Annotated in this window: 26 protein-coding genes; 23 read left to right on the top strand and 3 right to left on the bottom strand. The window is 41.3% G+C overall.

Annotation, left to right across the window (positions count from 1 at the left end; translation table 11 throughout):
* Nucleotides 1–165 precede the first annotated feature (165 nt).
* From ODU45_RS03670 to ODU45_RS03710, 9 genes are all read left to right on the top strand, one after another.
* Nucleotides 166–1,164 carry an ABC transporter ATP-binding protein gene (locus ODU45_RS03670; RefSeq protein ID WP_002942324.1) on the top strand — a complete coding sequence of 333 codons (999 nt, stop codon included), beginning with the start codon at nucleotides 166–168 and terminating at the stop codon, nucleotides 1,162–1,164.
* Between the two features lie 2 nt (nucleotides 1,165–1,166).
* Nucleotides 1,167–2,108 (top strand): ATP-binding cassette domain-containing protein, encoded by a 942-nt coding sequence (locus tag ODU45_RS03675; RefSeq protein WP_002938145.1) that lies wholly within the window; start codon nucleotides 1,167–1,169, stop codon nucleotides 2,106–2,108.
* Between the two features lies 1 nt (nucleotide 2,109).
* Complete coding sequence (gene opp4B / locus ODU45_RS03680) at nucleotides 2,110–3,066, top strand: oligopeptide ABC transporter permease (RefSeq protein WP_002938143.1); 957 nt, start codon at nucleotides 2,110–2,112, stop codon at nucleotides 3,064–3,066.
* 13 nt (nucleotides 3,067–3,079) lie between these two features.
* A complete protein-coding gene (locus ODU45_RS03685) occupies nucleotides 3,080–3,982 on the top strand; it encodes an ABC transporter permease (RefSeq protein WP_398580798.1) in 903 nt (300 codons plus the stop codon).
* A gap of 121 nt (nucleotides 3,983–4,103) precedes the next feature.
* Nucleotides 4,104–4,469 (top strand): Asp23/Gls24 family envelope stress response protein, encoded by a 366-nt coding sequence (locus tag ODU45_RS03690; RefSeq protein WP_002939192.1) that lies wholly within the window; start codon nucleotides 4,104–4,106, stop codon nucleotides 4,467–4,469.
* Nucleotides 4,470–4,471: 2 nt separating this feature from the next.
* Entirely contained in the window at nucleotides 4,472–6,136 is a 1,665-nt protein-coding gene (locus ODU45_RS03695) for a DAK2 domain-containing protein (protein WP_398580799.1), read from the top strand.
* A gap of 100 nt (nucleotides 6,137–6,236) precedes the next feature.
* Nucleotides 6,237–6,677: a tRNA (adenosine(37)-N6)-threonylcarbamoyltransferase complex ATPase subunit type 1 TsaE gene (gene tsaE, locus ODU45_RS03700; RefSeq protein ID WP_024412041.1), complete on the top strand. Its 441-nt coding sequence runs from the start codon at nucleotides 6,237–6,239 to the stop codon at nucleotides 6,675–6,677.
* Entirely contained in the window at nucleotides 6,670–7,197 is a 528-nt protein-coding gene (locus ODU45_RS03705) for a GNAT family N-acetyltransferase (protein ID WP_172027612.1), read from the top strand. Before tsaE ends, ODU45_RS03705 begins: the two co-directional genes overlap by 8 nt.
* Entirely contained in the window at nucleotides 7,194–8,387 is a 1,194-nt protein-coding gene (locus ODU45_RS03710) for an LCP family protein (RefSeq protein WP_398580800.1), read from the top strand. The genes ODU45_RS03705 and ODU45_RS03710 overlap by 4 nt, the downstream gene beginning before the upstream one ends.
* A gap of 108 nt (nucleotides 8,388–8,495) precedes the next feature.
* Here ODU45_RS03710 and ODU45_RS03715 read toward each other — a convergent pair whose 3' ends face one another.
* On the bottom strand, nucleotides 8,496–8,798 hold the full coding sequence (locus tag ODU45_RS03715) for a hypothetical protein (RefSeq protein WP_024395377.1): 303 nt from the start codon (nucleotides 8,796–8,798) through the stop codon (nucleotides 8,496–8,498).
* Nucleotide 8,799: 1 nt separating this feature from the next.
* Nucleotides 8,800–9,213 carry an HIT family protein gene (locus ODU45_RS03720; RefSeq protein ID WP_029171023.1) on the bottom strand — a complete coding sequence of 138 codons (414 nt, stop codon included), beginning with the start codon at nucleotides 9,211–9,213 and terminating at the stop codon, nucleotides 8,800–8,802.
* Between the two features lie 62 nt (nucleotides 9,214–9,275).
* Between ODU45_RS03720 and ODU45_RS03725 the strand changes: the two genes are divergently transcribed.
* From ODU45_RS03725 to ODU45_RS03780, 12 genes are all read left to right on the top strand, one after another.
* Entirely contained in the window at nucleotides 9,276–10,010 is a 735-nt protein-coding gene (locus ODU45_RS03725; RefSeq protein WP_002942356.1) for an ABC transporter ATP-binding protein, read from the top strand.
* Nucleotides 10,007–11,047, top strand: a complete 1,041-nt coding sequence (locus tag ODU45_RS03730) for an ABC transporter permease (protein WP_332420698.1) — start codon at nucleotides 10,007–10,009, stop codon at nucleotides 11,045–11,047. Before ODU45_RS03725 ends, ODU45_RS03730 begins: the two co-directional genes overlap by 4 nt.
* Before the next feature lie 49 nt (nucleotides 11,048–11,096).
* Nucleotides 11,097–11,891 carry a cell cycle regulator CcrZ gene (ccrZ, locus tag ODU45_RS03735; RefSeq protein WP_002942360.1) on the top strand — a complete coding sequence of 265 codons (795 nt, stop codon included), beginning with the start codon at nucleotides 11,097–11,099 and terminating at the stop codon, nucleotides 11,889–11,891.
* Complete coding sequence (trmB, locus tag ODU45_RS03740) at nucleotides 11,888–12,526, top strand: tRNA (guanosine(46)-N7)-methyltransferase TrmB (protein WP_002939002.1); 639 nt, start codon at nucleotides 11,888–11,890, stop codon at nucleotides 12,524–12,526. The genes ccrZ and trmB overlap by 4 nt, the downstream gene beginning before the upstream one ends.
* A 297-nt stretch (nucleotides 12,527–12,823) precedes the next feature.
* Nucleotides 12,824–13,294, top strand: a complete 471-nt coding sequence (gene rimP / locus ODU45_RS03745) for a ribosome maturation factor RimP (RefSeq protein WP_002942369.1) — start codon at nucleotides 12,824–12,826, stop codon at nucleotides 13,292–13,294.
* A gap of 72 nt (nucleotides 13,295–13,366) precedes the next feature.
* Nucleotides 13,367–14,509 (top strand): transcription termination factor NusA, encoded by a 1,143-nt coding sequence (gene nusA / locus ODU45_RS03750; RefSeq protein ID WP_014638606.1) that lies wholly within the window; start codon nucleotides 13,367–13,369, stop codon nucleotides 14,507–14,509.
* A gap of 16 nt (nucleotides 14,510–14,525) precedes the next feature.
* On the top strand, nucleotides 14,526–14,822 hold the full coding sequence (rnpM, locus tag ODU45_RS03755) for an RNase P modulator RnpM (RefSeq protein WP_024389460.1): 297 nt from the start codon (nucleotides 14,526–14,528) through the stop codon (nucleotides 14,820–14,822).
* Nucleotides 14,779–15,117: a YlxQ-related RNA-binding protein gene (locus ODU45_RS03760; RefSeq protein ID WP_043028741.1), complete on the top strand. Its 339-nt coding sequence runs from the start codon at nucleotides 14,779–14,781 to the stop codon at nucleotides 15,115–15,117. The genes rnpM and ODU45_RS03760 overlap by 44 nt, the downstream gene beginning before the upstream one ends.
* A gap of 17 nt (nucleotides 15,118–15,134) precedes the next feature.
* A complete protein-coding gene (infB, locus tag ODU45_RS03765) occupies nucleotides 15,135–17,957 on the top strand; it encodes a translation initiation factor IF-2 (RefSeq protein WP_105179571.1) in 2,823 nt (940 codons plus the stop codon).
* Between the two features lie 155 nt (nucleotides 17,958–18,112).
* Entirely contained in the window at nucleotides 18,113–18,466 is a 354-nt protein-coding gene (gene rbfA, locus ODU45_RS03770; protein ID WP_398580801.1) for a 30S ribosome-binding factor RbfA, read from the top strand.
* A gap of 280 nt (nucleotides 18,467–18,746) precedes the next feature.
* Nucleotides 18,747–19,418, top strand: a complete 672-nt coding sequence (locus ODU45_RS03775) for a colicin lysis protein (RefSeq protein WP_105179572.1) — start codon at nucleotides 18,747–18,749, stop codon at nucleotides 19,416–19,418.
* A 164-nt stretch (nucleotides 19,419–19,582) separates the two neighbouring features.
* On the top strand, nucleotides 19,583–20,737 hold the full coding sequence (locus tag ODU45_RS03780; protein WP_398580802.1) for a carbohydrate-binding domain-containing protein: 1,155 nt from the start codon (nucleotides 19,583–19,585) through the stop codon (nucleotides 20,735–20,737).
* Between the two features lie 35 nt (nucleotides 20,738–20,772).
* On the opposite strand, the gene ODU45_RS03785 is transcribed toward ODU45_RS03780, so the two are convergent.
* Nucleotides 20,773–21,432 (bottom strand): trimeric intracellular cation channel family protein, encoded by a 660-nt coding sequence (locus tag ODU45_RS03785; RefSeq protein WP_024385176.1) that lies wholly within the window; start codon nucleotides 21,430–21,432, stop codon nucleotides 20,773–20,775.
* A gap of 232 nt (nucleotides 21,433–21,664) precedes the next feature.
* Between ODU45_RS03785 and ODU45_RS03790 the strand changes: the two genes are divergently transcribed.
* Both ODU45_RS03790 and ODU45_RS03795 read left to right on the top strand, forming a co-directional pair.
* Nucleotides 21,665–22,633, top strand: a complete 969-nt coding sequence (locus tag ODU45_RS03790) for a thiamine pyrophosphate-dependent dehydrogenase E1 component subunit alpha (protein ID WP_398580803.1) — start codon at nucleotides 21,665–21,667, stop codon at nucleotides 22,631–22,633.
* 1,106 nt (nucleotides 22,634–23,739) lie between these two features.
* Nucleotides 23,740–24,735, top strand: a complete 996-nt coding sequence (locus tag ODU45_RS03795; protein WP_002942393.1) for an alpha-ketoacid dehydrogenase subunit beta — start codon at nucleotides 23,740–23,742, stop codon at nucleotides 24,733–24,735.
* The last annotated feature ends 62 nt before the right edge of the window (nucleotides 24,736–24,797 follow it).

Raw genomic sequence — 24,797 nt, forward strand, 5'->3', positions numbered from 1 at the left:
ATTTTTTACTTCTGGGTAATCGCTATCAAACGATAATTTGGTAGAAATATGTTATTCTAGAGTAGTTATATAAAGTCAGTTAATCAAACGTTATATGAACTTGATAATCGTAAGGCTATTGAATTGATTGAGCTTGATTAGCTGGCACATAAAGGAGGAAAAAGCGTGGCTACCGAAAAACCGCTTTTAGACATTAAAGATTTACACGTCGGTTTCCGTATTGGAGATGATTATTTTGACGCTGTTGACGGTGTTGATATCTCATTGCAAAAAAATGAAATTTTGGCAATTGTAGGGGAATCTGGCTGTGGTAAATCAACTTTGGCAACGACCATCATGGGCTTGCATAACCCTTTGAATACCAAAATCACAGGAAGCATCCAGTACAATGATATGGAATTGATTGGCATGGATGAAGCTAAGTACAATACGGTACGTGGTAATGATATTGGTATGATTTTCCAAGATCCCTTGGCTTCTCTAAATCCATTGATGACGATTGGTGCACAGATTGATGAGGCACTGTTCTATCATACTGATTTGGATGCCAATGCTCGTACAGAGCGAGTTTTGGAACTCTTGGCTCAGGTAGGTATTCCAAATCCTAAGCGGACATTCAAACAGTATCCACATGAGCTTTCAGGTGGTATGCGTCAGCGTATCATTATTGCTATGGCCTTGTCTTGTAAACCGCCAATTATTATTGCGGACGAACCTACAACGGCCTTGGATGTTACAATTCAAGCACAAATCTTGGATCTCTTAAATGATATTCAAGCGGAGACAGGTTCGGGTATTATTTTGATTACCCATGACTTGGGAGTAGTTGCAGAGACTGCTGATCGTGTGGCGGTCATGTACGGTGGTCAGTTTGTCGAAGTAGCGCCAGTAGAAGAATTGTTTACCAATCCAAAACATCCATATACACGTTCGCTCTTGAAGTCAAATCCTCAATCAGGTAGCGAAGGAGGCGATCTTCATGTTATTGAAGGTATTGTGCCGCCGATTACAAAAATGGTTCGTAAGGGTTGCCGTTTTGCTCCGCGTATTCCGTGGATTGGAGCAGAGGCTCATGAAGAGAATCCGAGTATGCACGAGGTAGGTCCAAATCACTTTGTTCGTTGTACCTGCCATGAGACATTCTATTTTGAAGGGGAGGCCTAATAGTGGGATTTATTGAAGTAAAAGATTTAAAAGTCCATTATCCAATTCGTAGTGGCTTCTTTAACCGTGTGACGGATCATGTCTATGCTGTCGATGGCGTTAATATTGAGTTTGAAGAAGGAAAAACCTATGGTTTGGTAGGTGAGTCAGGTTCTGGGAAATCGACCATTGGTAAGGCAATTATCGGTTTAGAGCGTGCCACTTCTGGTCAGATTATCTATGAAGGACAAAATGTAACCAACAAATCACGTGGTAAAAAAGGAAACTTTAATCGTGATGTTCAAATGATTTTCCAAGATTCTCTTTCAAGTTTCAACCCGAAAAAACGTATCTTGGACATCATTGCAGAACCAATTCGTAACTTTGACCGCTTATCTCCAGATGAAGAAAAGAAAAAGGTTCTTCAACTCTTGGATACAATCGGTCTAAATGAAGAAGCTCTGATTAAATATCCTCACGAATTCTCAGGTGGTCAACGCCAACGTATCGGTGTTGCTCGTGCCTTGGCTAGTAATCCTCGTTTGATTATTGCAGACGAGCCGGTTTCTGCCTTGGATTTGTCTGTGCAGGCACAGGTCTTGAATTATATGAAACGTATCCAAGATGAGTTTAAGCTCAGCTATCTCTTTATTTCCCATGACCTCGGTGTTGTGCAACACATGTGTGATGAATTGTTCATCATGTATCGCGGACGTTTCGTAGAAACAGGAAATAAGAACGATATTTATAATAATCCACAACACATTTATACTAAACGTTTGTTGTCAGCTATTCCAACGATTGACCCACTCAATCGATTGAAGAATAAAGAAAAGCGTTTGGCTGCTGAAAAAGAATATCAAGAAATGCAAGGTCAATACTATGATGAAAACGGTCGTGTGTACGATTTGAGATCCTTCTCAGAAACTCATCAAGTAGCCCTTCCAGAAGGAGGTCAGAACTAAGATGTGGAAAACAGTATTACGTCGTTTACTCATGATGATTCCGCAGATTATTATTTTGAGTGTCATTGCGTTCTTTGTTGCGAAGATGATGCCGGGGGATCCCTTTACAGGATTGATTGACCCAAATATTGATCCAGCAATCATTGAACAAAAACGGATTGCGGCAGGTTATTATGACCCAATCCCTGTTCAGTATTTCCGTTGGGTAGGCAATCTTTTGCAAGGAGATTTTGGTCAGAGTGTTATTTTTAAACAACCAGTTGTTGATGTCATCATGCAGCGCTTGAATAATACAATTGGATTATCCCTCTTGACGATGGTATTGACTTATTTGATTGCACTTCCATTGGGTATGATTGCAGGTCGTTATCAAAACTCACTTGCAGATAAAATCATTGGCGTGTATAACTTCTTGACATTTTCAACTCCAACTTTCGTTTTTGCCATCCTCATGCTCTGGATGTTTGGCTTTAGTTTGGGCTGGTTCCCGACGCGCGGTTCGATTAGCGGTGGTGTGGAAGGATTTGCAGCGACTCTCAGTCGTTTACACCATATGATTCTGCCAGCGATTACAATGGCGATTTTGTCAACAACAGTTACTATTCAATATCTCCGTACGGGGATTATTGATGCTAAGAGCCAGGACTATGTTCGTACAGCTCGTGCCAAAGGTGTTCCTGAGAGAGTTGTTTATAACCGTCATATTTTCCGTAATTCGATTTTACCGATCGCATCTTTCTTGGGCTATGAATTGACAGGATTAATTGGTGGTTCTATCTTTATTGAAAATATTTTCACTTACCCAGGTATCGGTCAGTTATTCTTTAACTCTATTTCTAGTCGTGACTATAGTGTTATCTTAGCTTTATTGTTGGTATTTGGTATGGGTACTTTGTTGGGGACATTGATTTCAGATATTATCATGAGTATCGTGGATCCACGTATCCGTGTGAAATAGAAGGAGGAGTAAGGTGAGTAAAGAAAATAAAAAACAAGTACAATCTGCTTCAACTCCTCCAGGTGGCTTCCGTGTCATCGCGCGGGAGTTTATGAAAGATCGACTTGCATTGACCTCATTAATTATCTTAGTGACGGTTCTTTTGACAGTCTTTATCGGAGCGCTTCTGTTGAATCAAGAACAAGTTATGAAAGTCAACCTTTTGGGACGTTACTTGGAACCAGGTGTTAACGGCTATATCTTGGGGACAGATGAAGGTGGTAAAGATATCTTTGGTCAGCTGATTATCGGTGCTCGTAACTCGATTATTATCGGTTTTACCATTACGATTATTACAAGTATTGTCGGAATCTCTGTCGGTCTGATTTCTGGTTATTATGGCGGTCGTTTGGACGGATTCTTGATGCGTATTGTCGATTTCATCATGATTTTGCCGGTGACAATGTTGATCATTGTTTTCGTGACAGTTATCAAGAACTATACAATCTATCATTTCATTCTTATCATGAGTGCCTTTTATTGGACGGCCAAGGCTCGTCTATTCCGTACAAGGACTTTGTCAGAGGCAAGTTTGGACTATGTCAATGCATCAAAAACATTGGGAACAAGCGACTTCATGATTATGTTCCGTGAAATTTTACCAAACTTAAGTTCATTGATTATCGTTAACTTGACCTTGAACTTTGCGGGAAATATCGGTATCGAGACTTCGTTGACTTATCTTGGTTTCGGTCTACCATCGACAGTACCAAGTTTGGGTACCTTGATTGCCAATGCCCGCAATGCAGATATTTTGGAAAACAAGACATGGATTTGGTTGCCAGCAGCCATCTTCATCCTTGTGATGATGCTCTGTATCAACTATGTCGGACAAGCTTTCCAACGTGCAGCAGATGCTAAGCAGCGTTTAGGTTAATTGTGAAAAGGGTTCCTTTGGGAGCTCTTTTTTTGTAAAATCCGATGTAACAAGCTTGTTTTTTACAGAAAGCAGAAAATGTGGTAGAATGGAGTGATAAAACTATTTGAGGTAACGAATTATGACTGTTAAAATCAATACTAAAGACGGCCAAATCGAATTGACTGATGACGTGATTGCCACAGTTGTTGGCGGTGCTACGACTGAGATTTTCGGTGTTGTTGGGATGGCTAGTAAGTCTGCGATCAAGGATAATTTTCAAGCACTTTTGAGAAAAGAAAATTATTCTAAAGGTGTTGTGATCAAGACCTTGGAAGATGGTCGCATTGCAGTCGATGTTTATACTGTGATGAGCTACGGTGTAAAGATCAGTGAAGTATCTCGCAATATCCAAGAACGTGTTAAGTTCAACTTGGAAAATCAACTAGGTATCTCTGTAGATGCCGTCAATGTCTTTATCCAAAATATCAAAGTCGTAGGAGAATAATTGTGTCTAAAATTACAACTAGTTTATTTCAAGAAATGGTGCAGGCAGCATCAACTCGTCTGAATAAACAAGCCGAATATGTGAACTCACTCAATGTTTTCCCAGTTCCAGATGGGGATACTGGTACCAACATGGGGATGACTATTACCAATGGTGCTAAAGAAGTGGCAGATAAGTCTGCTTCTACTGTTGGAGAAGTTGCACAAATTCTTTCTAAGGGCTTGTTGATGGGAGCTCGTGGAAACTCAGGTGTTATTACGTCGCAATTGTTCCGCGGCTTTGGTCAATCTGTTAAAGGCAAGGTTGAATTGGACGGTAAGGATTTGGCGCAAGCCTTTCAACATGGTGTAGAAGTGGCTTATAAAGCCGTTATGAAGCCAGTTGAAGGTACAATTCTTACTGTTTCGCGTGGGGCAGCCACTGCCGCTTTAAAAAAGGCAGAAGAGACTGATGATGCGGTTGAGGTCATGCGTGCCACTCTTGACGGTGCTAATCGTGCTCTTAAGAAAACGCCAGAGATGCTTCCAGTCTTGAAGGAAGTTGGTGTTGTCGATTCAGGTGGACAAGGTCTTGTTTACATTTATGAAGGCTTCTTGTCAGCTTTGACAGGTGAGTATATTGCTTCGGAAGATTTTGAGGCGACACCTGCTGTTATGTCTGAAATGATCAATGCTGAGCACCACAAGTCAGTGGCTGGACATGTTGCAACAGAAGACATTACCTTTGGTTATTGTACCGAAATCATGGTAGCTCTTCGCCAAGGTCCTACTTATGTGAAGGACTTTGATTATGAAGAATTCCGTAACTATCTCAACGACCTTGGGGATTCCCTCCTTGTAGTCAACGATGATGAAATCGTTAAAGTCCATGTCCATACAGAAGATCCAGGTTTGGTCATGCAAGCGGGTCTTCAATACGGTAGCTTGGTCAAGGTAAAAGTGGACAATATGCGTGAGCAACATGAAGCTCAGGTCGAAAAAGAAGAAACTTTCCAAAAACCGACTGAACAAAAAGAGTATGCTATTATTGCGGTTGCTGCTGGTGAAGGTTTGACAGAAATTTTCAAATCACAAGGCGTTGACTATGTGATTTCAGGTGGTCAGACTATGAACCCATCAACAGAAGATTTTGTCAATGCTATTGAATTGGTTAATGCCCGCAATGTCATTTTGTTGCCAAACAACAAAAATATCTTGATGGCTGCTCAGACGGCTGCTGAGGTTGCAGAAGTTGCGGTTAAGGTTGTGGAAACCAAGACCCTACCACAAGGTTTTACTAGCTTACTTGCCTTTGATCCAAGTCGTGATTTGGGAAGCAACTTTGAGGCTATGACCGCATCACTTGCAGAAGTGAAAAGTGGTAGCGTGACAACTGCGGTCCGCGATACAACCATTGACGGTCTTGAAATCCATGAGAATGACAACCTTGGTATGGTTGATGGCAAGATTGTGGTTTCTAATCCAGATATGATGGAAACACTTGTCGCTACATTTGAGAAAATGCTCGATGAAGATAGCGAAATCGTGACGATCTATATCGGTGAAGATGGTAATGAAGAATTGGCTCAAACTCTTGCTGAACAGCTAGAAGAACAATTTGAAGATGTCGAGGTCGAAATCCATCAAGGAAATCAACCAGTCTACCCATATCTTTTCAGCGTAGAATAAACAAAATCGCAGGCTCTGGCTTGCGATTTTTTCTGTCGACTTGTCTACAATTTCTAGTAGACCTATGACAAACTACTGGGGCTATGGTATAATTAAAGACATGTATAGTCAGAATGAAAATGAATTGATTGCCATTGGTGAGAGAATTGGAAAAGCCTGTAAGCCAAATCAAGTTCTAGTATTATCAGGAGATTTGGGTGCTGGGAAAACAACTCTGACCAAGGGTTTGGCCAAGGGTTTAAAAATTGAACAGATGATTAAGAGTCCTACTTATACGATTGTTCGAGAGTATGAGGGGACCCTGCCACTTTATCACTTAGATGTTTATCGAATTGGAGATGATCCTGACTCGATTGATTTGGATGATTTTCTTTATGGAGGTGGTCTAACGGTTATCGAGTGGGGAGAATTACTGGATGTCAGTCTATTTGATGACTATTTGCTCATTCGTATAGAGAAAGAGGGAGATGGTCGACGATTGACAGTCGAATCTCATGGGGCTCAAAGTAGCGATTTAGCGAAGGAGTTCCAAAATGTCTGAAAAAGAAGTGTATTTTAGTGAAGCTGAACCAGCTGATGCAGCAGCTTTTATTGATTTTATGAATCAAGTTGCTAGAGAAACGGATTATCTGGTCATGGATGAGACTGGTTTTCGATTTAGTGTTGATGAAATGGAGACCATCTTCGAAGCAGGAATCGAAAATCCTCGTGAATTGTGCCTGTTGGCTAAAGTTGGTTCGGAAGTCGTCGGCGCAATTTCTGTTAAGTCCTCTAAGCAGTTTCGCATTAGCCATATCGGAAATATTTTTATTGCAGTAAAAAAAGCCTATTGGGGTCACGGTCTAGGGACGATTTTACTGGAGGAAGTATTGCATTGGGCAGAGGAAATGGATGTATTGAAGCGTTTGGAATTAACGGTTCAGGTTCGCAATCAGGTGGCAGTACATTTATATCAAAAACTAGGATTCAACATTGAAGGAACCCAGATACGTGGGGCTAGAACAGATGAAGGAGAATGGCTTGATCTTTATTATATGGGCAAGTTAATTGGTGAAGTATGACAATTGGAAAAAAAATATTCTTAATGTCTTTGGCTATTGTTGGTTTAACACTAGGTGCCGGCTTAATATATGGAGCCAGCTTGTTAAATTTTTCTACGGATGCTATTTCGAAAACATTTAAGCAGTTAGATGGAGAAGAAAAAATCACTCCGATTGATGCGACAGAGCCCCTAACTATCCTACTGATGGGGGTGGATATGGACCAAGCGACCCGTGGAGGAGATTGGGAGGGTGGTCGTAGTGATTCGATGATTTTGGTAACCGTCAATCCTAAGACTAAGGAAACCAATATGATGAGCTTGACTCGTGATATTATGGTTGAAATCGCAGAAGCGAGCGGGGAATCTTCAGGAACGGTTGAAAAACTAAATCATTCTTATAGCTACGGACAGGCACCGATGGCCATTGCCACGATCGAAAAGATGATGGATATTAATATTGACCGCTATATCGAAATAAATATGGATGGTCTGGTTGAGCTTGTTGATGCGGTTGGAGGTATTGAGGTAAATAATACTCTTGGCTTCCCTATATCCATTTCGGAACATGAGCCTGCCTACACCTCTATCGTTCAGCCGGGGAAACAGTTGGTAAATGGAAATCAGGCGCTGGTTTATGCTCGGATGCGCTATGATGATCCTGAGGGGGATATTGGTCGTCAGAGACGTCAACGTGAAGTTATAACGGCTATTATAAAAAAACTCCTTCAGTTAGACGGTTTTACCCAGTATAAGAAGATTCTGACTGCCATTTCCAATAATATGCGAACCAACATTGAGATTAGTCCTGCGACAATTCCAAGTCTCTTGGGGTACAAAGACTCTGTCTCCAAGTTGAATTCCTATCAGTTGCGCGGTGTGGATCAAATGGTTGATGCAATCTATTATCAATTACCAACCAGCGAACACCTATTGGAAATGCAAAATATTTTGAAAAAATCTATCGGCTTAGAAGAAAAGACCGACTTAGTCACAAACGTGAAGGTTTACGAAGGACAAGTGGGATTACCAAGTCCAATCAACGTTTATGATGTATATACAAATCTCTTGTTGCTAGAAGCAAGTCCGTGGGCGGAACGCTTGGATCCAGAAATAGGGAATCCATCAGCTACTACGACTGTAACAACAGAAGAGCAGGTAATCGATTTTTCAACAGAGCCAGTACTTGGTGATGAAAACGGGTCACAATAATGTAGTCATTCAGTTTTTCTTTTATTACTTTGACGAGCGAGTATAAAAGCCTATAAAAATAGAGGTTGTTTGCAACCTCTATTTTTATATATTTGGAAATTCCCTATGTCAGGGAGTGCTATTCTCATTCTGGTATTTTTTGAGAATCTGTTGGATTTCTTCCAAGTTTCCTGCAATACTTTGCTGATAGACTCGAGTCTTATATTGTAAGTCAGAAGCCATTTCCTGCAAGGGTTCTTGAAAACTTTGGATAATGGCAAGTTGTTCCTGAATATTGTCCTTGCTCAATTGAATATCTGATAGAAGTTGTTTGGTTTCCTGTACTTCTTTAGCAATTTTATCCCGATGCGTGACTGCAAGGAAGCTGGCGGTAGCGGCGCTTACGGCTAAAATGATATTACGAAGTTTCATATTATTCTCCTAGATAGAGCTCTTGTGCCAGTTGAGCCAGGGCTGGGAAGTCAGGGTCGTTGGCTTTAAATTGAATGTTCAATCCATCTTGATTGTTAAAGCGTGGTAAGAGATGGATGTGTGTATGAAAGACGGTTTGTCCAGCAGCCTCCTCGTTGTTATTAACGATGTTTAGACCACTAGCTCCAAGTTTTTCTTTTAACTGACGAGCGATGGTCGGCACAACAGAAAAGAGTGTGGCTGCAGCTTCTTCATCCATGTCAAGCACGTTTCGGTAGTGTTTTTTAGGGACGACCAATGTGTGTCCTTTTGTGACCTGAGTGATGTCTAAGAAGGCTAATACTTGGTCATCTTCGTAGACTTTTGAAGCTGGTATTTCTCCAGAGATAATTTTGCAAAAAATACAATCCGACATAATGGCAACCTCTTTCTGGGATTTTTGTTATAATAATTATATCAAATTGTAGGAAGAAATGTATGTTAGAAGTAAAAAATGTAACTGGAGGGTATGTCAATATCCCGGTTTTGAAAGATGTATCTTTTACGGTTGAGGATGGTCAATTAGTTGGTCTAATTGGTTTAAATGGTGCAGGGAAATCAACGACTATTAAGGAAATTATCGGTCTTTTGACACCTTATCAAGGACAGATTGCAATTGACGGCCTAACTTTGCTACAAGGGGCTGAAAATTATCGGAAGAAGATTGGGTTTATCCCTGAAACACCAAGTTTGTATGAAGAACTAACCCTCAAAGAGCACTTGGAAGTGGTAGCAATGGCCTATGATTTATCCTGGGAGCAAGCTTGGGGACGTGTTGAGCACTTGTTAAAACTGTTTCGCTTGGATGAAAAATTGGACTGGTTTCCTGTCAATTTTTCAAAGGGAATGAAGCAGAAGGTCATGATTATTTGTGCTTTTATGGTGGAGCCGAGTCTGCTGATTGTTGATGAGCCTTTTCTGGGATTAGACCCTGTGGCTATCTCTGACTTGATCGCTCTTTTGGAGGAAGAAAAATCTAAGGGAACTTCCATTCTCATGTCCACTCACGTTCTTGACTCAGCTGAGAAAATGTGCGACTCTTTTGTGATTTTACATCAGGGACAGGTCCGTGCAACTGGAAATTTGGAGGAACTACAAAGCGCATTTGGTATGGATGGTGCAAGTCTGAACGAAATTTATCTGGCCTTGACGCAAGAAGGAGTGGCTGGATGAAAGAATTGTTTCAACAACGCCGACTAGATTTTTTAAATCGTTGTTCCAAATATCTGCGCTATGTTCTGAATGACCATTTTGTTTTGGTTCTCATGGTTTTATTAGGCTTTTTGAGTTTGCAATACCGTCAATTATTGTTGTCATTCCCTGAGAATCCGTTGCCGATTGTTTTGGTGGTTATTGCAATCAGTCTACTGGTGCTATTGTCCGGAAGAATTGCGACTTATTTAGAAGAAGCTGATCAAATCTTCTTATTGACCAAGGAAAAAGACATTCTGCAAGGACTCGAGGTTGCGGCCAGACGCACGGTCTTGTTTTGGTCCTCTATACAGGTGGTGGTTCAGCTTGTTTTGTTACCAATCTATTTGAAACTGGGTTTACCGGTGTGGATGATTGTAGCTGGTCTTCTTACTTTGTTGGTTTTAAAATGTCTTCTTGTCAAGCGCCAATTAGTGGCTTATCAGTCACAGGGAGTATTGGACTGGTCTAAGGCTATTCAAGATGAACAAAAAAGGAAACAGTCTATTTTACGTTTCTTTGCCTTGTTTACGACGGTTAAAGGCATCAGCACGACAGTTAGACCGAGAAGCTATCTCAATGGAATCTTGCGTCTTGTCAAGTCGAGACAGACTTGGTTTTATCTCTACTTACGGGCTTTCTTGCGTTCAGGAGACTACTTGGGCTTGACGATACGTCTACTGTTGTTGGCGATTTTGTCCCTATTTGCCATTGAAGAATCGTGGTTATCCATCGGCCTAGTTTTAGTCTTTCATTATTTGCTTGTCTTCCAGTTGTTGGGGCTTTACAAGCACTATGATTATCAATATGTAACACAACTGTATCCTTTGGAGAAAGCTTCCAAGAAAATCGGTCTTCAGAATTTGCTTAGAGTGATTTTATACAGTCTATTACTGGTGGAATTGGGCTTTGCTCTGCTATTTTCTAAAGAGAATACGATGGTAGTCGTCTTACTTCTCGTGGGGATTTTCCTGCATGAAATATATTTGCCTCTAAAATTAAAAAAATTGATTGACTAAATAGACGAAAATTAGTAAAATAGTAGGGAATTTTTAAAGGAGGAAAGGCATGCAGTTTGATACCAGTGGGCTACAATTACAGTCTATTGCAGGAAATAGTGGCAAAGCGTTTAAAGGCCTACGGTCAGACGGAACGCCAGTCTTTGTGAAGTATGAGATGCCTCCGATAGTGTCTGCTCTTGCGCGTGAGCAAATTACACCACCCGTTTTGTCAGCAAATCGTGAAGTAGGAATGGGGCATCGTGTAGAGCAGGAGTGGTTGAATGGTCGTACCTTGGAGCGTCAAGATATGACTAGTAAACAGATTCGTCAAATACTGGTGAGAATGCACTATTCTCGTATTTTGCTCAATCAGGCTTTGCAGATGAATTATACCTATATGGAACCTCAGGATTTGGTTTATCGTTGGCAAAAAGAGGCGCCAACTAGATTGGGACAGAATTCTTATCTGCAATCTATCTGCCAAGATTTATTGAATAATCTACCAAGATTCCGTCAAGAGGTGGCAACATTTGTTCACGGAGATTTGCATCATAGTAACTGGGTAGAAACGACGTCTGGTTTGGTGTATTTGACAGATTGGGAGACCGCTTGTGTAACGGATCGGATGTTGGATGTTGCCTATATTTTGACGCATTATATTCCTCGTCAGTCCTGGGAAGAGTGGCTTCGGGCTTATGGCTACAAATATAACAGCACAGTATTAAATAAGGTTTATTGGTATGGCCAGCTTGGCTACCTAAACCAAATTGCTAAGCATGTAGAAAGCTACAATGTTTTGGCTGCAAATAAAGAAATTTACGCTCTACGGCAATTCCGTCAGAGTTTCTATAAGGAAGTATGAGAGTTAGAAATCGTAAGGGAGCGAGTGAGCTTCTAGCAAACAATCCCCAGTATGTTATCTCCAATCCAGAGGAATGTAAGGGGAAATGGGCAGAGATTTTTGGAAACAATAATCCTATCCACATAGAAGTTGGTTCTGGTAAAGGTCGCTTTGTCACTGGTATGGCTGCGCAAAATCCAGATATTAACTATATTGGTATTGATATTCAGATGACCGTGTTAAGCTATGCCTTGGACCGTGTGCTTGAAGCTGGCTTGCCAAATATAAAATTATTGCAGGTGGATGGTTCGAGTTTGACCAACTATTTTGCACCGGCAGAAATAGATCAGCTTTATCTGAATTTTTCAGATCCATGGCCTAAGAAACGTCATGAGAAACGCCGTTTGACCTACAAGTCATTCTTGGATACCTACAAGGAAATCCTACCTGAGAAGGGAGAAATCCACTTCAAAACAGATAATCGTGGTCTGTTTGAGTATAGCCTAGCTAGTTTTTCTCAATATGGCATGGTCTTGAAGCAAGTTTGGCTAGATTTGCATGCTGATGGTTTGGAAGGTAACGTTATGACTGAGTATGAGGAGAAATTCTCAAACAAGGGTCAAGTCATCTATCGTGTGGAAGCACAGTTTCAATAATTCCCTTAGTGGAAAATGAGGAGAGGTCTAGCAGAGACCTTTTTCCTTTGTCGAATAAACTAAATGACTATAATCCATCGTTTTCCTTTACAAATAGGGATAGATATGATAGAATAATGGAAGTGAATAATGAGAAAAGGGGTTGGCGTCAGTCAACCCTTTCCCTGTACACGGATTTCTGTATATAGAATGAATGATAGTACAAGGGAGTTTACTGTCAAAGGAAATAGAGAGTCCTGGATAGTGCGAACTATTTGAGTAATGTATTTCTAGCGACTGTAAAAGTAGGAGGTGTTTATGTCATCAATTATTGAATTGGTCACAGCAGCAATTACCCCCGCTATTCAAACTCCTTACGAGTTGGTAGATGTGGAATATGGTAAAATGGGCGGTGACTATGTCCTATCGATTTTTGTCGATAAGGAGGGTGGAATCTCTCTTCAAGATACGGCAGATTTATCCGAAAAGATCAGTCCGATTTTGGACACTATCAAACCAGATCCATTTCCAGACCAATACATGCTGGAGGTAACAAGTCCAGGTTTGGAACGTCCTTTAAAAACGGCAGATGCTGTTGAAAAGGCAGTTGGAAAGTACATCCATGTTAAGCTCTATCAGGCAATTGATAAAATCAAGGTTTTCGAAGGAACTTTGCTCTCCTTTGATGGAACAGACCTGATTATGGAATATATGGATAAAACTCGTAAGAAGGAAGTGACTATTCCTTACCAGACGGTAGCTAAGGCCCGTTTGGCTGTTAAGTTATAATGCTCTTTCATGAGTATTTTAAAAGATATTAGACTTTAAGAAAGGACCTTTTGAGCGCAAAAGGAAAACAACATGAGTAAAGAAATGCTAGAAGCCTTCCGTATTTTAGAGGAAGACATGGGTATTAACAAAGCGGATATCATTGATGCAGTTACAGAGTCGCTTCGTTCAGCTTATAAACGCCGTTATGGTCAATCAGAATCAGCAGTGATTGAATTTGACGAGAAAAAAGGCGATTTCCATGTATTTACTGTTCGTGAAGTAGTAGATGAAGTATTTGATAGCCGACTAGAAATTAGTCTAAAAGATGCCTTGGCTATTTCATCAGCTTATGAAATGGGTGACAAAATTAAATTCCAAGAAGACCCAGCGGAATTTGGACGTGTAGCTGCTCAATCAGCTAAACAGACCATCATGGAAAAGATGCGCAAACAAAAGCGTGCCATTACCTTCAATACCTACAAGCAACATGAAAATGAGATTATGTCAGGTACGGTAGAGCGTTTTGATAATCGCTTTATCTATGTCAACCTTGGTACGATTGAAGCACAGTTGTCAAAACAGGATCAAATTCCTGGTGAGGTTTTCCAATCTCATGATCGCATCGAAGTCTATGTCTACAAGGTAGAAGACAATGGTCGTGGGGTTAATGTATTTGTTAGCCGTAGCCATCCAGAAATGATTAAACGTCTCATGGAGCAGGAAATTCCAGAAGTATACGATGGAACAGTTGAAATCATGAGTGTTGCCCGTGAAGCTGGAGACCGTACGAAAGTGGCTGTTCGTAGCCATAATCCAAACGTGGATGCCATCGGTACGATCGTTGGTCGTGGTGGTTCAAATATCAAGAAAATCACTAGCAAATTCCATCCAGCTCGTTACGATGCTAAGAATGACCGTATGATTCCTACTGAGGAAAATATTGACGTTATCGAGTGGGTAGCTGATGAAGCGGAATTTATCTACAATGCCCTTGCACCTGCTGAAGTTGACCAAGTATTGTTTGACACGGAAGATGGGAAACATGCTACAGTCGTTGTACCAGATGATAAGTTGTCATTGGCAATTGGTCGTCGTGGTCAAAACGTTCGTTTGGCAGCGCATTTGACAGGATTCCGTATCGACATCAAGTCAGCATCGGAGTATGAAGCTTTTGAAGCAACTCAATATGCAACAGACGAAGTTGTAGAAGAAGTCGAAGAAGAACAAGAATAAGGCAAAAGGAGCAACCATGGCAAAAGCTAGAAAAATACCCTTGCGCAAGTCTGTGGTGTCCGGTGAAATCATCGACAAACGGGATTTGCTCCGTATTGTAAAAAATAAAGAAGGTCAAGTATTTATCGATCCAACAGGCAAGGCAAATGGTCGTGGGGCTTACATCAAGCTTGATAATGATGAGGCAAGCCAAGCTAAGAAACGTCGTGTCTTCGATCGTTCCTTTAGTATGGAAGTGACCGAAGAATTTTACGATGAATTAATTGCCTATGTTGATCATAAGATCAAGAGGAGAGAACTTGGACTCGAATAAGAGACAGAAAATCTTAAATTTATTAGGTTTGGCCCAGCGAGCTGGTCGCCTGGTTTCTGGTGAGGACCTGGTTGTTGAAGCTATTCAAAAAGGGCAGGCAAAGTTGGTGTTTTTAGCCGAAGATGCTGCTGGAAATTTAAGTAAAAAAGTAACAGATAAAAGTCATACCTATCAAGTAGAAGTTGTAACAGTGTTTTCAACACTGGAATTGAGTGCAGCTGTCGGCAAGGCTAGAAAAGTTCTTGCAGTGACAGACGCTGGATTTACAAAGAAGATGAGGTCTATTATGGAATAGAACAGGAGGACAAGGCATTGTCTAAGAAGAGATTGAATGAAATAGCCCGTGAATTAGGCGTAAGCAGTAAGGAAGTTGTTGCTAAGGCTCAAGAATTGGGCTTTGAAGTCAAAAGCCATGCTTCAAGCGTAGATGAAGCAAGTGCTAAACGCCTTGCAGAAAGCTTTGGTGGACAAAAATCAGAGGCAACTAAAGTTGCGACAAAAGTTAGCAAGCCTGAGAAGGTTGATGAAACTCCAAAGGTGGAAACAGCTAAGCTAGAAAAAGCTAAGGAAACACAGCCAGTAGTAAAAGAAGAAGTTGCGACAGCTACAGTACAATCAGCTCCACATCGTCCACAGAGTCGAAACTTTAAGGCAGAACGTGAAGCACGTGCCAAAGAGCAGGCTGCTAAGCGAGCTCAGGGGCAAGGAAAAGGTGGTCAAACTAAATCTGGTCAGGACCGTCGTGATAACCGTCAACAAGGTCAGGGACGTTCAAACAATGAGCGAAATGATCGCCGCGACAATCGTCGTGACCAGCGTCCAGAAGAGCGGAAAGACAACCGATTTGGTGAACGACGCGATAATCGTGCCAGCCGTCGTCAGGACAACCGTCCAGGTCAGTCAGCTCGCTTTGAACAAAGAGAGGCTGCAAAACCAGCAGGACCTAAAATTGACTTCAAAGCGCGTGCTGCTGCTTTGAAAGCAGAACAAAATGCGGAGTATGCTCGTACCAGTGAAGAACGTTTTCGTCAGGCTCAGGAAGCTAAAAAGCAACCTAAGAAGCCAAAAGAAATTAAGTTTGAAGAACCGGTTGTGGAAAGCAAACCATTTGTGAAGCCTGCACCTGTTGCATCGGTACCAGAGCAAGTTGCAGAAACTACTGTAGATACCCGTCGTAAGAAACAAGCTCGACCAGATAAAAAACGTGACTTTAATAGTGACGAAGAAGATGGTCCACGGAAACAACAAAGAAATCGAAATAGTCAAAATCAAGTGAGAAATCAAAGAACAAGTAACTGGAATAACAACAAGAAAAATAAAAAAGGCAAGGCTAACCAACCTGCCAAACCTGTCACAGAACGCAAGTTCCACGAATTGCCAACTGAATTTGAATATACTGCTGGCATGACCGTCGCAGAAATTGCAAAACGGATTAAACGCGAACCTGCTGAAATTGTGAAAAAACTCTTCCTTATGGGAGTTATGGCGACTCAAAACCAATCTTTGGATGGAGATACTATCGAACTCCTCATGGTTGATTATGGTATTGAAGCGAAAGAAAAGGTAGAGGTCGATAACGCAGATATTGAGCGTTTCTTCGTAGAAGAGGGCTACCTCAATGAAGAAGAGATGACAGAACGCCCACCTGTTGTGACTATCATGGGACACGTTGACCATGGTAAAACAACCTTGTTGGATACCCTACGTAATTCTCGTGTTGCTACTGGAGAAGCTGGTGGTATCACACAGCATATCGGTGCCTACCAAATTGAGGAAGCTGGTAAGAAAATTACCTTCTTGGATACTCCAGGACACGCGGCCTTTACTTCTATGCGTGCACGTGGAGCATCTGTTACCGACTTGACCATCCTAGTCGTTGCAGCAGATGATGGTGTCATGCCACAAACAATTGAGGCTATCAACCACTCAAGAGCAGCTAATGTGCCAATCATTGTAGCTATCAACAAGATTGACAAGCCAGGTGCAAACCCAGAGCGTGTCATCGGTGAATTGGCTGAGCACGGTGTTATCTCAACCGCTTGGGGTGGAGAATCTGAATTTGTAGAAATCTCAGCTAAGTTTAACCAAAACATTGATGAATTGTTGGAAACTGTTCTTTTGGTTGCTGAAATTCAAGAACTGAAGGCAGATCCAACTGTTCGTGCGATTGGTACAGTTATCGAAGCGCATTTGGATAAAGGGAAAGGTGCGGTTGCAACCCTTCTCGTTCAACAAGGGACACTTAATGTTCAAGACCCAATCGTTGTCGGAAATACCTTTGGACGTGTTCGTGCCATGACAAACGACCTTGGTCGTCGTGTTAAAACTGCTGGTCCATCTACACCGGTATCTATTACTGGTTTGAACGAAGCACCTATGGCAGGCGATCACTTTGCAGTTTACGAGGATGAGAAATCAGCTCGTGCAGCAGGTGAAGAACGTGCTAAACGTGCTCTTCTTAAACAGCGTCAAGCAACGCAACGAGTTAGTCTTGAAAACCTCTTTGATACCCTTAAAGCAGGTGAGGTTAAGTCAGTTAATGTGATTATCAAGGCTGACGTACAAGGTTCAGTTGAAGCACTTGCATCATCGCTTCAAAAGATTGAAGTAGAGGGAGTACGTGTCAATATCGTCCACTCTGCAGTCGGCGCGATCAACGAATCAGATATTACTCTTGCGGAAGCTTCAAATGCTCTTGTGATTGGTTTCAACGTTCGTCCAACAGCTGAAGCACGTAACCAAGCTGAAGCAGATGATGTTGAAGTACGTCTTCACAGCATCATTTACAAGGTTATCGAAGAGATGGAAGACGCCATGAAAGGTATGCTTGACCCAGAATATGAAGAAAAAATCATTGGTGAGGCAATCATTCGTGAAACCTTCAAGGTATCCAAAGTTGGAACGATCGGTGGTTTCATGGTTGTTCGTGGTAAAGTTACCCGTGATTCAAGTGTTCGAGTTATCCGTGATGGTGTTGTAGTATTTGATGGTAAACTAGCTAGTTTGAAACGCTATAAAGATGACGTGAAAGAAGTTGGTAATGCTCAAGAGGGTGGTTTGATGATTGAGAACTACAACGACTTGAAAGTTGATGATACCATTGAAGCTTACATCATGGAAGAAATCAAAAAATAATATTTTCTTATTGTCAAAATCATAGACAAGTGATTTTGTCGAGGAAGTGATAATTTAATAGATTTTAGTAGATTTTAAAGCAATAGTTTTTAATCTACTTGGATTATTCAAGCTGGGGAAACTCAGCTTTTCTATCATCTAAGAAAGGAAAGAATATGGCGAATCATTTTCGTACAGACCGTGTCGGGATGGAAATCAAGCGCGAAGTCAATGAGATTTTGCAAAAGAAAGTTCGTGATCCACGTGTGCAGGGAGTGACCATTACAGATGTTCAGATGGTCGGCGATTTGTCAATGGCCAAGGTTTACTACACAATCATGAGTAATTTGGCATCCGATAATCAAAAAGCACAAATGGGTCTTGAAAAAGCGACGGGAACCATTAAGAGAGAACTTGGTCGTAAGTTAACTCTTTATAAAATTCCGGATTTGGTCTTTGAAAAAGACCAATCAATTGAGTACGGTAATAAAATTGATCAAATGTTGCGTGCTCTTGATCAGAAAGATTAACAACAAAAGTCGGATGGAAACATTCGGCTTTTTCTGGCTCGGATGCTTTGTCCATATATGGTGGCGTTTACAAGCCCTCGGAAAGATGTTATACTAATACTCAATGAGAATCAAAAGTAGCCTAGGAAACGAAGTCGAAGATAGAACTCTGTTACTATCTTATTTCAAGGTAACAGGCTGAAAACCTCCACTGGAGCTTTTCACTCATCAAGGCTCTTGACAACGGATAATTTTGGTTTTCGAAGAGTATAAGACCAAAGATAGAGCACAGGAGGAAGTTATGAAAACATTTATTAGTAAACTGATGTTAGTGTCCACGGTTGTACTATTAGGTGCTTGTCAGTCTAATCAGGTAAAAGGTGGTGAGAGTTCTAGTTCTAGTGCTTCAAGCCAAGTTTCAGATAGTTCTAGTTTGCAGCAAGCGTCAACGATAGCATCTAGCTCCGAGACGCAAGCATCCTCAGTGACCACTCCTGAACTAAGTGAGGTATACCAATCAGTTATTGATCGTTATCAAGCGAATATGGGGCAGCCTGCTGAGGCAATCAATCAGGATGAGGTCAGTAGCTATCTGAGCTTATTAACTAGCCAGGGGCAAGAATACAGTGGAATATTTTATAGTTTGTATGATGTCAACTATGATGGTACAGAGGAGCTGCTTCTAGCTTTGGACAAGTCGGAAGAATATGTCTTAATTGACCTCTATACTCAGCTTGCCGATGAGAGTCTACGTTTGGTGGATAATTTCCGCAATCTTGGATTTGAAATTGGACCGGACGCCCTACTTCGTCCTTTACAGGATGGAACATACTTATTTGAAGGAGATGGTGTTTTTCGCATTTATCAATACAATGCGATGATTCCAGGTTTAAAACGCATTTCTGAATCAGATACCAACCCTGAAACATCTCCCTTGCTTGAGTTGAAAAGCTTGCATTGGGTTAAGTTATAGATTTTATCAATGATTATTCCTAGGCTGGGTTTCCCGGCCTTTTGTAGTTCCTAAGAACTTTAAGTTTTCTTTTGGCAATCGTTAATCTTTCTTTTAGGAAGGAAAGGTAAACTAGGAGCATATCAGGAAGGGATACGACTTCCTAAAGAAAAGGAATCTTTATTATGAAAACAAATCTTAAAAACTTACTTTACTCTGGTGTTACTCTTATGAGTCTTGGTGTCTTAGTAGCATGTTCATCTACTTCAAGTTCAACGACTACTTCAAGCTCAGCAGCAACTAGTCAGACAAGTGTAGCGACAACTTCAAATAATAGCACTTCACCAGATTCGAGCTCGTCATCTATTGACTGGTCAGCCCTTCCAACGACAGAAGTGACGCTTTCAAATGATGGCTTGAAAATTACTGAGGGAGGAACCTATATTTTGACTGGTTCAACAACAGCTGGTGTAACGGTTGAAACAGATGCCAATGTTCGCATCATTCTAGCAGGTGCTGAGATTTCAAGTTCAGATACTGCAGCAATCAATGTTATTAATGCTGATAATGTTGAATTGGAAATCAAAGATGGTACGACGAATACAGTGAAAGATACCAGCAATCATACAGACACCAATATTGAGGGGGCTATCCATGTTGAAGCAGATTTGACCGTCACTGGTAATGGTAGCTTGATAGTTGAGGGGAACTTCCAAGATGGTATTGTATCGACGGACGACCTTGTCGTGAATTCAGGAAACATTACCGTTACTGCAGTGGACGATGGTATTCGTGGTAAGGATTCATTGACAATCAATGGTGGTACAATCAATGTAACAGCAGGTGGTGATGGTATCAAGTCTACAAATGATACAGATACTACCAAAGGTTATACAACTATCACAGGTGGTGAAATTACTGTAACAGCAGGTGATGATGGTATTAAAGCGGAGACGGCTTTGACAATTGACGGAGGTACCATTACAGTATCAGAATCTGCTGAGGCACTTGACGGTACTAACATCACGATTAATGGTGGTACATTAGATGTTTACGGTTCAGATGATGCTATTAATGCGGCAAGTACAACGTCATCAGATATCTTTATCAAGGTAACTGGTGGTGACTTGAAAGTAGCTGTAGGTAGTGGAGATACGGATGCCTTCGATGCTAATGGAGACATTTACATCTCCGGTGGTACAATCGATGTAACAGCTCAATCTGCTTTTGACTTCGATGGAACTGCTGAATTGACAGGAGGTACTGTGACAGTTAACGGTGAGCAGATTACTCAAATCACTGCGACAGGGCCAGGTGCTGGTGGCCACGGTGGCTGGTAATCAATAATAATACAAAAAGGTCTGAGTTGACGAACTCAGACCTTTCGTTTGCTTTCCATATTGGGAAGATTGATTTTGTATTTAATTACCAATAATCGAATGATTAAAGAAATGGTAAAAATGGTGATGAAGGTTGGAATTTGAGGTAATTTCCAATTTACAACGCAAAGATGATAGAGGACTCCTGAGAAAAATGCAAGGACAGCATAGACATCTTCTTTAAGAACAATAGGTGTTTCATTGACGAGTAAATCACGGGCGATTCCGCCTCCGACACCTGTCAAAGCTGCCAGAATACCACTGGTTAGAGCGTTTAGCTGGAGAGAGATGCCAGTACTGGCTCCAATGAGGGCGAAGATGGCTAGACCGATTGCATCAAAGATAAGGTTTGTCTGGGAAAGGAAATGAATCATCTTCTTATCAAGTGGTTTGTCCTGCTTTAGATTGATAACAATCAAGTACATGCTAATCGCTACTCCGAGAGATAAATAGATGGCTGTAGGATCAGTCAAAGCAGTAGGAATACGATTGGCCATCGTATCTCGAATAATTCCCCCACCAACAGCGGTAATGATGCCGAGCAAGCTAATTCCAAAAATATCTAACTTTTTCTTAAATCCTTTTACGGCCCCCGAAACAGCAAATGCGATAGTGCCTACGTAGTTACAAATCATAAGAAATAAATCGAATTCCATAAGAACCTCCGTACCTATATTAACAGAAAGAAAGACGGCGTGCAAGCTCATTTCAAAGTTTGTGAAAAAAGTTTCAAACAAGGAAAATAAATCTTTTTGGAATTTGTGAAAAAACGCACTAAATCAAGGTTTTTACGAAAATTTCTGTAAAAAGAAAACGGTTCAATTACTTGCTATTTGTGAAATATTGGTCTATCATAGTACAGAAAGAGAAAAACCTTTGGAGGAAATTATGGTATCTATCACAAAAGAACAACATTTAGACATGTTCTTGAAAATGAAACAAATCCGTGATGTTGATATGAAATTAAACAAATTAGTGCGTCGCGGTTTCGTACAAGGTATGACTCACTTCTCAGTCGGTGAAGAAGCTGCGGCTGTTGGACCTATTGCTGGATTGACAGATGAGGACATCATCTTCTCACATCACCGTGGTCACGGTCACGTTATTGCAAAAGGTATTGACATCAATGGCATGATGGCTGAGCTTGCTGGTAAGGCAACTGGTACATCAAAAGGTCGTGGTGGTTCCATGCACTTGGCAAACGTTGAAAAAGGAAACTTTGGTTCAAACGGTATCGTAGGTGGTGGTTATGCCCTTGCAGTTGGTGCAGCCCTTACGCAACAATACCTTGGTACAGATAATATCGTTATTGCCTTCTCAGGTGACTCAGCGACAAACGAAGGCTCATTCCACGAGTCAATGAACTTGGCAGCTGTTTGGAACTTGCCAGTTATTTTCTTCATCACTAACAACCGTTACGGTATCTCAACAGATATTTCTTATTCGACTAAGATTCCTCACCTTTACCAACGTGCTGCTGCATACGGTATGCCAGGTCACTATGTTGAGGATGGTAACGACGTTATTGCTGTTTATGAAAAAATGCAAGAAGTCATCGAGTACGTTCGTGCAGGAAACGGACCAGCAATGGTTGAGGTTGAGTCATATCGCTGGTTTGGTCACTCAACTGCCGACGCAGGTGTCTACCGTACAAAAGAAGAAGTTAACGAGTGGAAAGCAAAAGACCCACTTAAGAAATACCGCAAATACTTGACAGAAAACAAGATTGCGACAGACGAAGAATTGGATGCTATCGAAGCACAAGTTGCAGAACAAGTAGAAGCATCTGTGAAATTCGCACAAGAAAGCCCAGATCCAGACATCTCAGTAGCTTACGAAGACGTGTTTGTAGATTAAGTAACGAGAACGTTAAAAGGACACAGCGAAAATAGGAAATCAGCCAAGGAAATTGGGATTTCCTGCTGATTTATCTTTTTCGCACAGTCCTTAGTTCGAGTACAATTCTAACTAAGTTGTGAGGTCGTCTAAAAAACGACTGAAAAATAGGGAACTGACACAGTGTGCTTGCACACAAGGAAGTTCGCACCTAAAGGTAGCCACATCCGTAATTCAGCTGAAGCTGAAACGGTTGCGTCTCTTTTTTCCGAGTTTTTAGACCGAACACGATTGTAACGTAAGAAGTTTGACTAAGCTCTAAAGAGCAAGTCAAACTACGGTAGCCACTATGGTGGACTACCTACTTACCTCACTAACTTCGCCTATTCAGCAATATCGGCTGAATAGTCTCCGTGTCGTAAGTAACGAGAACGTTAAAAGGACACAGCGAAAATAAGCGGTAAGTCCGAAATCTTTGATTTCGTAGACGCACCCTCGTCAAGACAACTAGTATTTTCACAGGTGAAACCGAAGAAAGTACAGTTGTCTACGACGCAGTAACTGCAATAGTTAAACATGAAATTCGCACAGTCCTTAGTTCGAGTACAATTCTAACTAATTTGTGAGGTTGTCTAAAAAACGACTGAAAAATAGGGAACTGACACAGTGTGCTTGCACACAAGGAAGTTCGCACCAAAGGTAGCCACATCCGTAATTCAGCTGAAGCTGAAACGGTTGCGTCTCTTTTTTCCGAGTTTTTAGACCGAACACGATTGTAACGTAAGAAGTTTGACTAAGCTCTAAATAGCAAGTCAAGCTAGGGTAGCTCACCAAGGTGGACTACCACCTTAGTTCGAGTACAATTCTACGGTGCCTCAAGCTGGGGCTATAAACAATTATAGTCTTTTAGTTTGCTTTAAGTACTAGGCAACGAGCCGCAGGTATAACTGAAGTTAGGCAAGGCGAGTTCAAACAATCCAGTGGAGTGTTTGAAGTTGGAAATAAGGAAACAGAGTTTCCTCTTACGTCGAAGTAATAAAAGAAAAACTAAATGACGCTACATCGTGGTAATTGATTGATTTTCCTTAGTACAGTATAGATAAATTGATATAAATTAGGAGTAAAAAATGGCTGAAACAAAAGTAATGGCCTTGCGTGAAGCGATTAACTTGGCTCAGAGCGAAGAAATGCGTAAGGATGAAAAAGTATTCTTGATGGGTGAAGACGTCGGTATCTACGGCGGTGACTTCGGTACATCTGTTGGTATGTTGGACGAGTTTGGTCCAAAACGCGTTCGCGATACGCCTATCTCTGAGGCTGCAATCGCTGGTTCTGCGGTTGGTGCGGCTCAAACAGGTCTTCGTCCAATCGTTGACTTGACTTTCATGGACTTCATCACAATTGCCCTTGATGCGATTGTTAACCAAGCGGCTAAAACCAATTATATGTTTGGTGGTGGCTTGAAAACACCTGTAACCTTCCGTGTGGCATCTGGATCAGGTATCGGTTCAGCGGCACAGCACTCACAATCTCTTGAAGCTTGGTTGACTCATATCCCAGGTATCAAAGTTGTTGCACCAGGTACAGCTAACGATGCAAAAGGTCTTTTGAAGTCATCTATCCTTGACAACAACCCAGTTATCTTCTTGGAGCCAAAAGCTCTTTACGGTAAAAAAGAAGAAGTGAACTTGGACCCAGATTTCTACATTCCACTTGGTAAGGGCGAAATCAAACGTGAAGGTACGGATGTAACCATTATTTCATACGGTCGTATGTTGGAACGTGCCTTGAAAGCGGCTGAAGAAGTGGCTGCTGAAGGCATCAGCGTTGAAGTGGTTGACCCACGTACTCTTATCCCATTGGATAAAGAATTGATCATCGAATCTGTGAAGAAAACTGGTAAGGTTATCTTGGTCAACGATGCTTACAAAACAGGTGGTTTCATCGGTGAAATCGCATCAATCATCACAGAAAGCGAAGCTTTTGACTACTTGGATGCACCAATTATCCGTATCGCTTCAGACGATGTACCAGTTCCTTACGCAAACATTCTTGAAAACGCAGTATTGCCAAACGTAGAGAAAATCAAAGCGGCAATCTACAAGCAAGTAAACAAGGGTTAATCTTATCGTCATCCGCTTATCTTTTCTGGCTATGTTGATTTGGCTTGCCTAAGGTCAGTTAT

It is taken from the genome of Streptococcus sp. 2022WUSS135 (assembly GCF_044427045.1).
Lineage (GTDB): Bacteria > Bacillota > Bacilli > Lactobacillales > Streptococcaceae > Streptococcus > Streptococcus hashimotonensis.

Coding starts and splice junctions, on each gene's coding strand:
- opp4B (WP_002938143.1), top strand. CDS start 2,110: ATGTGGAAAACAGTATTACGTCGTTTACTCATGATGATTCCGCAGATT.
- ODU45_RS03690 (WP_002939192.1), top strand. CDS start 4,104: ATGACTGTTAAAATCAATACTAAAGACGGCCAAATCGAATTGACTGAT.
- tsaE (WP_024412041.1), top strand. CDS start 6,237: ATGTATAGTCAGAATGAAAATGAATTGATTGCCATTGGTGAGAGAATT.
- ODU45_RS03705 (WP_172027612.1), top strand. CDS start 6,670: ATGTCTGAAAAAGAAGTGTATTTTAGTGAAGCTGAACCAGCTGATGCA.
- ODU45_RS03710 (WP_398580800.1), top strand. CDS start 7,194: ATGACAATTGGAAAAAAAATATTCTTAATGTCTTTGGCTATTGTTGGT.
- ODU45_RS03715 (WP_024395377.1), bottom strand. CDS start 8,798: ATGAAACTTCGTAATATCATTTTAGCCGTAAGCGCCGCTACCGCCAGC.
- ODU45_RS03720 (WP_029171023.1), bottom strand. CDS start 9,213: ATGTCGGATTGTATTTTTTGCAAAATTATCTCTGGAGAAATACCAGCT.
- ODU45_RS03725 (WP_002942356.1), top strand. CDS start 9,276: ATGTTAGAAGTAAAAAATGTAACTGGAGGGTATGTCAATATCCCGGTT.
- ODU45_RS03730 (WP_332420698.1), top strand. CDS start 10,007: ATGAAAGAATTGTTTCAACAACGCCGACTAGATTTTTTAAATCGTTGT.
- ccrZ (WP_002942360.1), top strand. CDS start 11,097: ATGCAGTTTGATACCAGTGGGCTACAATTACAGTCTATTGCAGGAAAT.
- trmB (WP_002939002.1), top strand. CDS start 11,888: ATGAGAGTTAGAAATCGTAAGGGAGCGAGTGAGCTTCTAGCAAACAAT.
- rimP (WP_002942369.1), top strand. CDS start 12,824: ATGTCATCAATTATTGAATTGGTCACAGCAGCAATTACCCCCGCTATT.
- nusA (WP_014638606.1), top strand. CDS start 13,367: ATGAGTAAAGAAATGCTAGAAGCCTTCCGTATTTTAGAGGAAGACATG.
- rnpM (WP_024389460.1), top strand. CDS start 14,526: ATGGCAAAAGCTAGAAAAATACCCTTGCGCAAGTCTGTGGTGTCCGGT.
- ODU45_RS03760 (WP_043028741.1), top strand. CDS start 14,779: ATGTTGATCATAAGATCAAGAGGAGAGAACTTGGACTCGAATAAGAGA.
- rbfA (WP_398580801.1), top strand. CDS start 18,113: ATGGCGAATCATTTTCGTACAGACCGTGTCGGGATGGAAATCAAGCGC.
- ODU45_RS03775 (WP_105179572.1), top strand. CDS start 18,747: ATGAAAACATTTATTAGTAAACTGATGTTAGTGTCCACGGTTGTACTA.
- ODU45_RS03780 (WP_398580802.1), top strand. CDS start 19,583: ATGAAAACAAATCTTAAAAACTTACTTTACTCTGGTGTTACTCTTATG.
- ODU45_RS03785 (WP_024385176.1), bottom strand. CDS start 21,432: ATGGAATTCGATTTATTTCTTATGATTTGTAACTACGTAGGCACTATC.
- ODU45_RS03790 (WP_398580803.1), top strand. CDS start 21,665: ATGGTATCTATCACAAAAGAACAACATTTAGACATGTTCTTGAAAATG.
- ODU45_RS03795 (WP_002942393.1), top strand. CDS start 23,740: ATGGCTGAAACAAAAGTAATGGCCTTGCGTGAAGCGATTAACTTGGCT.